The following is an 11,829-nucleotide window of genomic DNA, read 5'->3' as shown; positions in this document are numbered from 1 at the left end:
CCCCAACCCCCCCCCCCCCGCCCCCCGCCGCGGGCGGCGGAGGGGCGGCCGGTGGTGGAGCCGCAGCAGGCGGGAGCGGCGCGGCCGCAGCCGGTCCCGTGGCCGCCGGGGTCGTGGTCGGGGCGAGTGTCGCCAAGGGTGCCGCGATCGCAGGGCCGAAGGCCGGAACCGCGCTGGGAGCCCAAGGCGAGCACGCCGCCGACGCAGCCGCGCAGACACCGCCACTGCCCGCAGCCTCACCTGCGGCACCGCCGTCGAGCCCGGCACCACGACCGCCGAGCAGCGACCCGTTACCGCCGCCGAAGCAGCCCCCGCCGCCCGCGCCACGCCCACCGAAGGAGTAGACGATGAGCAGCACGAACCACGACCGTCCCACTGCGGGCGAGCTCGTGCCGGTGAAGTTCTCCCGCCTCACCCGCCGCGGTGTCCTCCTCGGGCTGTCGCTGACCCAGCTCGTCACGCTCGCCATCGGCGGAGCAACGCTTATCGGCGCGTTCTACGCCGGCGGCGGGATGCTGCTCGCCTACACCGCCCCCATCTGGGTACTCGCCGCCGCGCTGACCTGGATACCCATCGCAAGGCGCCCGATCGTGGAGTGGCTGCCCATCGCCTGCTGGTGGCTGTGGCGCACCACCGGCGGGCAACTGCTGTACCGGCGCAGGATCGTCGTCCCGCGCCCAGTCGGAACCCTCGCCCTGCCCGGCGACATGGCGCGACTACGCGAGTACACCGACCCTGACACCAGCGCAGGGATGATCCACGACCCCCACGCGGCCACGTTGACCGTGGTATGCGAGGTCACCCATCCCGCGTTCGTGCTCCTCGATCCCGGCGAGCAGGAACGCCGCGTCAGCTCCTGGGGCCGCGTGCTGGCCACCGTCTGCCGCTCCGGGCGGATCGCCACTCTTCAGGTCTTGGAGCGCACGCTGCCGGACTCTGGCACCGGACTCGCCGAATGGTGGGCCACCCACGGCACCCCGGACGGATCGTGGGCGGCCGACACGTACGCCGAACTCATCGACCGCGCCGGACCCGCCGGGGAACGCCACGCCACCACGCTCTCGCTGTCACTGGACATGAAGACCAGTGCCCGTCAGATCAGGACCGCTGGCGGCGGGATACGCGGTGCCGCCGCCGTGCTGCGGCAAGAGATGAACACGCTCGTCGCCGCGCTGCGCTCCGCCGACCTGTCGCCGTCCGGGTGGCTGACCCCAGGGCAGATCGCGGTGATGCTGCGCTCCGCCTACGACCCCGCCATCGCCGCCACACTAGAACGCCACGGGAGGCTCGGCCAGTCGCTTGCGACTGCGGGGCCGGTCGCCGTCACCGAAACCTGGGGACGGCTGCGCACCGACTCCGCTCACCACGCGGTGCTCTGGGTCAGCGAGTGGCCGCGGTCGCTCGTCTATCCGGGATTCCTGTCGCCCGTGTTGCTGTCCACCGGCATCCAACGGTCATTCTCGCTGATCTGCACCCCGATGCGCTCCGATGCCGCTGCCCGCGACATCCGCAAGAAGAAGGTCGAGCACATCTCCGACCAAGCCCAGCGCGCAAAGATCGGCCAGATCGAAGACGCCTCCCAGACCGCCGAATACCACGACGTGCTCCAGCAAGAAGCCGACCTCACCGCCGGCCACGGCATCCTCCGCTACACCGGCCTCATCGCCGTCTCCGCACCCACCGTCGAGGAACTCGACGCAGCCGTCGCTGCCATCGAGCAAGCCGCGATCCAAGCATCCTGTGAGACCCGACTCCTCGTCGGCCAGCAAGCCGCCGCGTTCACTGCCGCCGCGCTCCCGCTGTGCCGCAGGGTCTGACTCTCGTTCAAGCGCCGTGACCATGACCCTGCGGATCACGGTGTAGGCACGTCAGCCGCCGTAGGTCGTCTGCCAGTAGTCCGTCAGTTTCCGTTCGATCTTGGACTTTATGGCGTACAACTCGGTACGCATGACCTTCTCGTCGGCAGACAGGTTCTTGCCCGCTTCCACCTTCGCTTCGATCCTGTCGAGGACCTCTGTGATCGCCTCCAAGCTGATGCTGGCGGCAGCGTCATAGCCCTCAACGATGAGGCCCAATTGCCCGTTCCGTCTTCCGGTCTCAATCGCGTCGAGCATCGCGTCGCCCCAGCTTCCCATCGGGCACCTCCTGTAGTCCTTCACCCCATGATCTCATTGAGGCCATTCCGCCGGGCAGCTTCCAGTCGCACCTCTTGGTAGCCACGGCCCGCCGCTGCCTCTGACTCACGTCGGCTGAGCACGTAGGCGCACCTCCTGGACAGACGACTACCAGGAGGTTCACGATGCCCACGTTCTTCGATTCGACAGCGGATGCCGCCGAGGCGTCCGAAGCCTTGCGGGGGTTGGCCCACGCGAGCCGGGGGTTCGATCAGCCCGCCGAGATGTATGGGGTGATTGGTGACCTGTCTTCGGGGATGCGCTCGCTGCGGCAGGCGCTCGACCAGATCGCCGATGTTCACGAGCGCAAGGCCGCGCACGCCTTCAACGATGCTGGGAGCCACGAGGCAGGGGTGCGAGACGCCCTCGCCACTGCGGAAGAGCTGCGCCGGGCGGCGAACCTCGTCGACCGGGCGTACGACAGGCTCGCGGAAGGGTTCATCGCCGCCGGGCGGATCGCCTGGCGGCCCGAGCCCGCTGTCGAGGAGGCCGCGCCGTCGCGGTGGGTCAGCGTGGTGTTCCTCCAGGGAGAGGAGGCCGACCGGCCGTTGCGCATCCTCGGCGAGTTGGGGCATGTCGATGCGGTGGACTTCCTTGCGCAGTGGGACTACGGCGATGAGACCATGCAGGCCGCGCTGGAGAACGGCTACGTGTACGACGAGCCCGGCGAGGGCACGAACGACCGGGTGGCGATCTCGGGCGACTACGCGCTGGTCGTCAACCCGCACGTCGGTTACGTCTCGCTGCTGCGCCGCTACATCGAACCGGAGGCAGAGACCCAGGCCGCCGAACCAGTCGGAGCCTCTCCGGTGCAGGCTGGGCCGGAGTTGCTGGTGTCGTACTCGTCGCCGGGCGCGCCGGAGCGGGCCGATGTGCCTGCGGCGAAGCGGGATGGGTCGTGGTTCGAGCCGGCCAAGATCACGGCGGTCAAGCAGGCGCGGGGGCTGGTGCTGTGACCGAGGATCGCGCGCGGCTGCACACCGCCGTTCTGGTGGCACCTTCGAAGGAGCGACGGAAACTCCGCAAGCAGCGCCGCAAAGCTGAGGCACGACTCCACGCCGAGCAGCGAAGGACTGCGCTCGCCGCAGCGAAGGCGAAGGCCGAGGAGGAGCGTGCCGAGCGGCGCTCCACGATCTACCTACCGAAGGCGGGAGAGCCGGGTGCTGCGCGGCTGCGCACGCCGAGCAGGTTCAATCTGACCCGGCACCAGGACACGTCGGCGACGCTGGCGGGTGCGTACCCGTTCGTCGCCGAAGGCGGGCTCGGTGCCGATGGCGTGTTCGTCGGGCAGGACCTCTACTCGGGTGGGAGCTTCGTCTACGACCCGTGGGTGCTCTACGCGCGCGGGATCATCACCGCACCCAACGTTGTGCTGGCCGGGATCGTCGGCTCCGGCAAATCCTCGCTGGCCAAGTCCCTCTACACGCGGTCGCTGCCGTTCGGGCGGCGCGTGTACGTGCCTGGCGATCCGAAGGGTGAACACACCGCGGTCGCGAATGCTGTCGGCGGGCGCGCGATCGTCCTCGGGCACGGCCTCAACACTCGCCTGAACCCGCTCGATGAAGGCCACCGCCCGAGCGGTCTGTCGGATGAGCAGTGGGCCTCCACGGTCGCGGCGCGGCGGCGTGATCTGATCGGCGCGCTGGCGGAGACCGTGCTCGCGCGGGGCTTGTCGCCGTTGGAGCACACCGCGATCGACATCGCCCTCACCCAGACGGTGCGGGAGAACCAGGTACCGATCCTGCCGATGGTCGTTGACCGCATCCTCACCCCGAGCACGGACGCCGACGGCCGGTTGGCCGAGGACGGCCGGCTCGTCGGCCACGCGCTCCGCCGCCTCGTGGCCGGTGACCTGGCTGGCTTGTTCGACGGGCCTTCGACGGTCGCGTTCGATCCGTCGTTGCCGATGATCTCGCTCGACCTCTCGCGGGTCACCGAGAACTCGACGCTGATCTCGGTGTTGATGACGTGCTCGTCGGCGTGGATGGAATCCGCGCTGCTCGACCCGAACGGCGGGCAGCGGTGGGTGATCTACGACGAAGCCTGGCGGCTCATGTCCCACCCGGCGCTGTTGCGGCGGATGGATGCGCACTGGCGACTCGCCAGGCACTACGGGATCGCGAACATGCTGATCTTCCACAAGCTCACCGACCTCGACAACGTGGGCGACCAAGGCTCCGCCATGCGCTCCCTGGCCAACTCGCTGCTCGCGAATGCCGAGACGCGGATCGTGTACCGGCAGGAGTCCGACCAGCTCGGCCCGACTGCTACCGCCCTCGGGCTGACGGGCACCGAGCAGCAGCTCTTGCCGAACCTCGGCGTCGGCCAAGGCCTGTGGCGGATCAAGGCCAGGAGCTTCGTTTGCCAGCACCAGCTCCACCCCGACGAACTCGCCCTGTTCGACACCAGCAGCCGCGCAGCGGGAGGCCACCGATGAACCTCACCAGCCCGCGCCGATCCGGCCCGAACGACGACGAGACGACCGCTCCCGTCGAGCTGCCGCACGTCCTCGTCACCGTCGCCGCAGACGGCACCCTCACCGCGATGGTCGATGGAGCACCGTTCGCGTCGCCGGACGCGATCGTGTGGACGCGGGCGACGTTCGGGCCGCTCATGGATGCCATCACCAAGGACCGCACGATCGCAGTCCGGGTCGAGGTCCGCGAGAGCGACGGCAGTGTCTTCACCGACATCCTCCGCACCCGCAAGCCCCGACGCACAGCGGCCCTGTCCGCGACCCCTGTGCCGGAGACGCGTCGGAGTCGCCACGCCCGGCGAGTGCCGCGCTTGGCTGAGGTCACCGCCGATGGGTTCGTGCCGGGCGAGGATGTCGCCGTCGCGACCATCGTCTCCCACACCGACGCCACCGGAACCGGCGAAGCACGGGCACTCATCGACCTCGACGACCTGGCCGACGGAACATCGCACGAGGTGATCCTGTTCGGGCGTATCTCGGGCACGCTCGCGGTGCGGCGGCTGACATGAACCAGCGGCAAGCCGGGGGCATGGGCGACGAACTCACCAACGCCGCCCTCGTTGGCCTGATCGGCATGTTCGGGATCGCTCTCGTCCTCCGCGCCGCTGGGAGCGTCGCCGCGTTCCTCGCCGGCACATCGCAGCCAGAAGCGGGCGCGGCGGCGGGGCTCGCCGTGCTGTTCAACCCCGGCGACCCGGCGACCGCCCTCGGTGCAGGCGGGCTCAACGCGGTCGTGTACTGGCTCGTCAGCGCGGCACTACTCGGCGGACTCGCCGCCGGGATCGTCTGGGTCTGGATTGTGTTGCGCCGACACGCGCGGAAGACAGAGACGGACCCGCACCGACTGGCGGGGATCGCGACCAGCCATGAGGTCAAGGCCGCAGCATCCGCGAAGGCACTGCTTCACCGCGCGGCCACGCTACGGCCCTCCTTGGAGTCGCCCGCACCCCAGGATGTCGGCTACCTCCTCGGTGCCAGTCGCGGGACGAAGGTCTGGGCATCGGTCGAAGACTCGGTCCTCCTGATCGGCCCGCCCCGCTCAGGCAAGGGCCTGCACGTCGTCATCAACGCGATCCTCGACGCACCCGGCGCGGTCGTCACCACCAGCACGAGGCCCGACAACCTCACCGCGACACTGTGTGCCCGACGCCGCAAGGGCGGGCCAGTCGCCGTATTCGACCCCCAACACCTGGCCGAAGGCATCCCCGCCGGGCTGCGCTGGTCACCCATTCGCGGCTGCGACGACCCGTTGACCGCGATGATCCGCGCCAACGGCCTCGCCGCCGCCACAGGCCTCAGCGCCGGAGGGGTCGAGTCAGGCGGGTTCTGGGAAGGCAAGACCCGCACCGCACTCCAGTCGTTGCTGCACGCTGCCGCGCTCGACGGCCGCCAGCCGGCCGAGCTGTTCCGGTGGACCCTCGACCCCAGCGCGGCATCGGAGGCCGTCGCGATCCTCAACTCGCACCCGAACGCGGCGATGGGCTGGGACGACTCGCTGGCCGCGATGATCGACGCCGACCCCAAGACCCGCGACAGCATCTGGCAAGGCGTCTCCCTCGCCCTCGCCGCACTGGCCGACCCGCGCGTGCTCGATGCCGTCACGCCAGGCCCGCACGAGCACTTCGACCCCGAGACCTTCCTCACCGAGCAAGGCACCCTCTACCTGCTCGCCACCGGTGCCGGTGCCGGTGCCTCCGCATCCTTGGTCGCGGCGTTTGTCGAAGACCTCATCGAAACCGCCCGCCGACTCGCCGCACGCTCACCCGGAGCCCGGCTCGACCCGCCGCTGCTTCTCGCGCTCGACGAGATCGGAAACCTCGCACCACTGCCGTCCCTGCCGACGCTCATGGCCGAAGGCGGCGGCACCGGGATCACGACGATGCCGGTCTTGCAGTCCCTCGCCCAAGCGCGCGACAGGTGGAGCGAACATCAGGCCGGCGCGATCTGGGATGCCAGCATCGTCAAGATCATCCTCGGCGGCGCGTCCAACAGCCGCGACCTCCAAGACCTCTCCACGCTCATTGGCGAGCGTGACGAGTACACCGACAGCGTGACCCTCGGCGACCACGGCACCCGCTCCAACCAGCGCTCGATCCGCCGCGTCCCGATCCTCCCGCCAGACCGCATCCGCACCCTGCCATTCGGCACGGGCATCACGATGCTCCGCTCAGCGCCTCCCATCGTCACCGATCTGCGCGCCTGGCCGACCCGCCTCGACGCCGTGCAGCTCCGCAGTGATCGCGACGAACTCGAAGCGCTGCTGCGCCACCGTCCCACGTCCTGACGGCGCTTGGGAATCAGAGGCGCACCTGCCTGACAGAGCGACCCACACGCAGTTGGTCGCCCGAGTCAGGAGGAGGCCATCATGGCCATTCACACCCAGGAATCGCTGTCAGGCTTCATCGCGTCGGAGCCGTTGCTCACTGAGACGACCAAGGGAGACGCCCGGTTCTTCGCTCGTATCGGCAAGGAGCACTTCCGCCGCGAGGACGACGGATCATTCACGCAGACCGAGACGACCTACCACCACTTGGTGATGTTCGGGCGCTCTGCTGAGCACGCGCACGCGAACTTCGCCCAGGGCGACAACTTCGTCGCCGAGGGCTACACGCGGCCGGTCAACTACGAGCGCAACGGCCAGGCGATCGAAGGCGAAGAGTTCGTCGCCAAGAAGATCGGCCACGACGCGGCCCGGACCCGCTACGAGGTGGACCGCACGCCGCGCAACGGAGTCGGCCGGGACGCAGCGGCGTACGAGCCGACGCAACGAGCAGCGACCGCGGCGCACGCCCCGGTCAGCATGTGAGTTCGGGAGCCACCGCACCATGAACGATCAGCATGAGATGGATGAGCCGGACGTCTTCGACGGACCGCCCCGCGTTACCAACGCGGACATGCCCGAGCCGCCTCACCCCGTGAACTGGAACCTGCTGACTGCGCACGAGCTGGAGCAGGAATGGCTCGCGCTGAACCGATGGGTTGACTGGCTGCGACGCACCTACGGCCTCACCGTCGCGGTGGTGCCACCGTTCTGGCACCACCACCCGGAGATGGTCTGGGAGCTGTCGGCTCTGCACCTGCACTGGCTCGCGGCGTACGACCCCGAGCAGAACGCATCCGCGCCACTCGGTTGGCACCGCGACTTCGCCGACGCACGAGAGCGCCTCCGCTACTGGGTCACCGCCTGCGGCACTCGTGGCGACCGCGACCGCCCGACCCGGCAAGCTGCGTGGCCCGGTGAGGACCCAGCGCCCACCATCCAGGACTTCACCTTCACCGACCGCGACACCGAGTTCGTCGAGTTCGTCATCGCCCAAGTCCGCAAGCGCCAGGAGGCTGAAGACGAGTTCTACGCCAGCCTGGACGACGACGAAGCGCAGTAGACCGATGAGCCGCTACGCCAAGAAGACCGACCGTCGCCCCTACGAGGAGCGGTCGTTCTCCGTCCGGGCCGTCCACCGCGACCGAGCCGACCTGCACAAGCTTGCCGAGGTTCTCATCCGGCTGACGTTGCAGGAGACCGGCGAGAGCCGCGCGGCCCGCGAGGCCGCGCGGGTGCCCGACACCTACCGGGCGACGACGGATGGCCTGGCCGCCTCTGAAGCCGCCCGGTAGAATGAACCGTGCAAGCCTCGCGATGCGGGGTGTTGTGGCCTAAACCTCGCCGCTCGGCGGGCAACACGCACCGAGACCATCGAGTCTCGCCCTACAGCCTTCACAGGCTGCTCTCACGATCAACACCCCTCCCACCAACAGTGGGAGCGCGAGGGTCGAACCTCGTGAGAGTGAGCCCCCGATGACCGCCATCGCCGACGATCCGGCAGCCAGCCTCATCGACCCACCCAAGACAATGGCTGCCGCCGTGTCGTACCTGCGAGTCTCGACCCGAGAGCAGGCCGAGAAGGGCGGCACCGACGAAGGCTTCTCGATCCCAGCCCAACGCGAAGCGACCCGGCGTAAGGCCGAACAGCTCGGCGCCGGCATCGTCGAGGAGTTCGTCGACGCGGGAGCCTCGGCCAAGTCGTCCGACCGGCCCGAGCTGATGCGGATGATCCAGTACGTCAAGGCCAACAAGGTCGCGTACTGCATCGTTCACAAGGTCGACCGGCTCGCTCGGAACCGCGCCGACGACGTGAGCATCCACCTTGCACTCCAACAGTGCGGGGTCATGCTCGTGTCCGCGTCCGAGAACATCGACGAGACCCCCTCGGGGATGCTGCTGCACGGCATCATGTCCACGATCGCCGAGTTCTACTCCCGCAACCTCGCCACCGAGGTCTCCAAGGGCATGACCCAGAAGGCCATCGGCGGCGGCACGAACGGACGAGCGCCCATCGGCTACTTGAACGTCCGCAAGCGCGACGAACTTGGCCGCGAAGTCCGCACCATCGAGCTTGACCCCGAGCGAGCACCGATGATCGAGTGGGCGTTCAAGGCGTACGCCTCGGGCAACTGGAGCGTCAGCCAACTCCACGACGAACTCACCTCGCGCGGGCTGCGAAGCCTGCCCACGCCGAAGAGGCCGGCGAAGCCGCTGGCGGTATCCACCATCCATCGGCTCCTGACCAACCCGTACTACAAGGGCGATGTCATCTACCGAGGCACCCGCTACAAGGGCAACCACCCGGCACTCGTGCCCGCCGAGGTCTGGTACCAGGTCCAGTCCGTGCTCACCGCGCACCAGTGCGCCGTCGAGGCAACCCAAGTCCACGGCCACTACCTCAAAGGCACCATCCACTGCGGCCAGTGCGGCTCCCGGCTCATCGTCTCCAACGCGAAGAACCGCCACGGCAACGTCTACTGCTACTTCGTGTGCTCCGGCCGGCACTCCAAGCGCACCGACTGCACACGCCAGGCGATGCTCATCGAAGACGTCGAGAAACTCATCGAGGACTACTACACCCGCGTCCAGATCACGCCCGCCCAGCAAGACGCCCTCTCAGGCATGCTCCACCACGAGTTCGACCGGCTCATGGCCGCCGAAACCGAGGAACTCGAACGCCTCACCACCAACCGCGACCGGCTCGAAAGCGAGCAGAACCGACTCATGCAAGCGCACTACGCCGACGCGATTCCACTCTCGGTGCTCAAGCGCGAGCAGGACCGCATCGTCGCCGAACTCGACCAAGTAACCCGCCGCATCGACGCCCACTTCGGCGACTACGCCGACGCCCGAGCCCACCTCGACGACGCCCTCGGCCTGCTCGCCAACTGCGCCGACATCTACCGCAGGTGCGACGACACCAACCGGCGGCTGTGCAACCAGGCGTTCTTCACCAAGGTCTTCATCGACGAGGACAACGAGCTGCGCGTCGAGCACAACCGGCCCTTCCAGATGCTCCTCGATCCGCAGGTCAACGCCAACGCCCTGACCTGGGCCGCAGACGCCAATAAGGCCCGAACCTCGACCAACGTTCCCGTTGGCAAGGGTTCGAGCCTTGTGCGTGGAGTGGAGCTGAGGGGATTCGAACCCCTGGCCTTCTCATTGCGAACGAGACGCGCTACCAACTGCGCCACAGCCCCAAGTGCGGACAGAACCATAACACCGGGTCTGGCCGGGCGCGGAATCGGCGGCACGGCATACGCTCAAGTCTGACCAATCCGCCGAGGCGAGGATCCACGCGTGACCATTGACCCGAACACCCGGGCCACCTCCGCTGTGCCCAAGGGGGTGCGCGACGCGAGCGAGTGGGCGTTGCGGCTGCTGATCATCGGACTGGGGCTGTATGTCGCGGCCCGGGCGATCAGCGCCATGTCCGAGATCGTCGTGCCGGTGATTGTCGGCATCCTCCTATGCGCTCTGTTGGAGCCGATCACCCGGAGACTGGCAACGCGCCTGCCCCGCGGCGCGGCTGCGGCGATCACCGTCCTGGGCACGCTGGCCATCATCGGCGGCCTGATGACCTTCATCGGCTCGCAGTTCTCGGCGCAACTCGATGACATCGTCGACCAGTCCCTGGAGGGTATCGACCAGATCCGCGCGTGGATCAGGGACACCTTCCACATCACCGACAGCCAGTTCAGCGAATATATCCAGAAGGCTCGGGACTCGTTGTCGGGCAGCGGAAATCTGGGCGAAACCGCGACCAAGGCCGGACTCACGGCTACCCATGTTCTTGCCGGGTTCTTCATCTCGATGTTCGCGCTGTTCTTCTTCCTGTTCGAAGGCAAGGCGATCTGGGCCTGGCTCGTGCGGCTCTTTCCGCGATCGGCTCGGGCGAAGGTGGCATCCAGTGGTCAGATTGCTTGGGGTCAGTTGCAGGCGTTCTGCCGCGCGACGATCCTTGTTGCCGCCGCGGACGCCACCGGGATCGGCTTGGGGGCGCTGATTCTCGGCGTCCCCTTCGCCAGCGGCATCGCGCTGCTGGTCTTCCTTGGTGCGTTCGTGCCGGTGATCGGGGCGCTGCTGAGCGGTCTGATCGCCGTGATGCTGGCGTTGGTGGCCAAGGGCCCGATCACCGCCCTCATCATGCTGGGCGTGGTCATCGGCGTGCAGCAGATCGAATCGCATGTGCTGCAACCATTCCTGCTCGGGCGCGCGGTCCGGGTCCACCCGCTTGCGGTGATCCTGTCGATCGCGGCCGGCGTCATCCTGTGGGGCATCGTCGGCGCCCTGATCGCCGTACCGGTGGCCGCGGTCGTCAATGCGGTGAGCAACCATCTGCTGGCCGATTCGACCCCCGCTCCGGACGACGCCGATGATCTGCTCACGCCGGCCGAAGAGGCATCCGTCGATCGAGACGTGAAGGCGGCCGAGGATCAGGCTGCCGAATCCTCCTGACACACCCGCCGAGCGGCTACTGGCCGGAGGCGAGGCGGCGGCGCTCGGCGAGGTCGGAGACGTCGGCGTAGGGGCTGGTGACCTCGTCCTCGGACTCCTCCGCGGCTGCGTAGACGGCCTTCGCCTTCAACGTGTAGGTCGGCGGGGGGACGGGGGTGGGCGACCAGCCGTCGCCGCCGGCAACCGGGCGGGCGGCGGGTGCGTCGAACGTGTTGACGTCGAAGACCTCGTCGCGGACGGCCCGCTGCGGCAGCACCGTGGTCGCCGTCGCCGAGGTGTATGCCGCGGGCTCACCCGTGCGCGCCGGCTGACCCGAGCGGCGGGTCGGCGAGGCGGCGGTGGTCGTCTTGGCGGGACGTCCCGCCGACGCGGCAGCGCGCGACGTCCGGCGCGCGGGG

General features: G+C 68.6%; 11 protein-coding genes, 1 tRNA gene and 2 pseudogenes. 10 read left to right on the top strand and 4 right to left on the bottom strand.

Annotated elements, in window-relative coordinates:
• Positions 1-347 precede the first annotated feature (347 nt).
• Positions 348-1,817: a PrgI family protein gene (locus tag BN13_RS13740; RefSeq protein WP_048547748.1), complete on the top strand. Its 1,470-nt coding sequence runs from the start codon at positions 348-350 to the stop codon at positions 1,815-1,817.
• A gap of 51 nt (positions 1,818-1,868) precedes the next feature.
• Here the strand turns inward: BN13_RS13740 and BN13_RS13735 are convergent, their stop codons facing one another.
• On the bottom strand, positions 1,869-2,159 hold the full coding sequence (locus BN13_RS13735) for a hypothetical protein (RefSeq protein WP_048547747.1): 291 nt from the start codon (positions 2,157-2,159) through the stop codon (positions 1,869-1,871).
• Positions 2,160-2,299: 140 nt separating this feature from the next.
• Here BN13_RS13735 and BN13_RS13730 point away from each other — a divergent pair, with 140 nt between their 5' ends.
• The 8 genes and pseudogenes from BN13_RS13730 to BN13_RS20405 form a co-directional block, all read left to right on the top strand.
• Complete coding sequence (locus BN13_RS13730; RefSeq protein ID WP_048547746.1) at positions 2,300-3,130, top strand: hypothetical protein; 831 nt, start codon at positions 2,300-2,302, stop codon at positions 3,128-3,130.
• A complete protein-coding gene (locus BN13_RS13725; RefSeq protein ID WP_048547745.1) occupies positions 3,127-4,611 on the top strand; it encodes an ATP-binding protein in 1,485 nt (494 codons plus the stop codon). Before BN13_RS13730 ends, BN13_RS13725 begins: the two co-directional genes overlap by 4 nt.
• Complete coding sequence (locus BN13_RS13720; RefSeq protein ID WP_048547743.1) at positions 4,608-5,159, top strand: hypothetical protein; 552 nt, start codon at positions 4,608-4,610, stop codon at positions 5,157-5,159. The genes BN13_RS13725 and BN13_RS13720 overlap by 4 nt, the downstream gene beginning before the upstream one ends.
• The gene (locus BN13_RS13715; RefSeq protein ID WP_048547741.1) at positions 5,156-6,934 is read left to right on the top strand and encodes a type IV secretory system conjugative DNA transfer family protein; all 1,779 of its coding nucleotides are present in this window, start codon (positions 5,156-5,158) and stop codon (positions 6,932-6,934) included. The genes BN13_RS13720 and BN13_RS13715 overlap by 4 nt, the downstream gene beginning before the upstream one ends.
• A gap of 81 nt (positions 6,935-7,015) precedes the next feature.
• Positions 7,016-7,456, top strand: coding sequence for a single-stranded DNA-binding protein (locus BN13_RS13710; RefSeq protein WP_048547738.1), 441 nt, complete (start codon positions 7,016-7,018; stop codon positions 7,454-7,456).
• A 37-nt stretch (positions 7,457-7,493) separates the two neighbouring features.
• Positions 7,494-8,033, top strand: a complete 540-nt coding sequence (locus BN13_RS13705; protein ID WP_048547736.1) for a hypothetical protein — start codon at positions 7,494-7,496, stop codon at positions 8,031-8,033.
• Between the two features lie 4 nt (positions 8,034-8,037).
• Entirely contained in the window at positions 8,038-8,265 is a 228-nt protein-coding gene (locus BN13_RS13700; RefSeq protein WP_048547733.1) for a hypothetical protein, read from the top strand.
• Between the two features lie 181 nt (positions 8,266-8,446).
• Positions 8,447-9,535 (top strand): annotated as a pseudogene (locus BN13_RS20405) (recombinase family protein); the annotation flags it as partial.
• 54 nt (positions 9,536-9,589) lie between these two features.
• Here BN13_RS20405 and BN13_RS20400 read toward each other — a convergent pair.
• On the bottom strand, positions 9,590-9,970 hold the full coding sequence (locus tag BN13_RS20400; RefSeq protein WP_235434053.1) for a hypothetical protein: 381 nt from the start codon (positions 9,968-9,970) through the stop codon (positions 9,590-9,592).
• 130 nt (positions 9,971-10,100) lie between these two features.
• A tRNA-Ala gene (locus BN13_RS13690) sits at positions 10,101-10,173 on the bottom strand.
• Between the two features lie 172 nt (positions 10,174-10,345).
• Here BN13_RS13690 and BN13_RS13685 point away from each other — a divergent pair.
• Positions 10,346-11,431, top strand: coding sequence for an AI-2E family transporter (locus BN13_RS13685; protein ID WP_235434052.1), 1,086 nt, complete (start codon positions 10,346-10,348; stop codon positions 11,429-11,431).
• A gap of 16 nt (positions 11,432-11,447) precedes the next feature.
• On the opposite strand, the pseudogene BN13_RS19680 reads toward BN13_RS13685, so the two are convergent.
• Positions 11,448-11,829, bottom strand: a pseudogene (locus BN13_RS19680) (hypothetical protein); the annotation flags it as partial.

Source organism: Nostocoides jenkinsii Ben 74 (genome assembly GCF_001046875.1).
In the GTDB taxonomy this organism is placed as follows: domain Bacteria; phylum Actinomycetota; class Actinomycetes; order Actinomycetales; family Dermatophilaceae; genus Nostocoides_A; species Nostocoides_A jenkinsii.
Note: the sequence above shows the minus strand (reverse complement) of the source record. Positions and strands in the feature narration are given on the sequence as shown.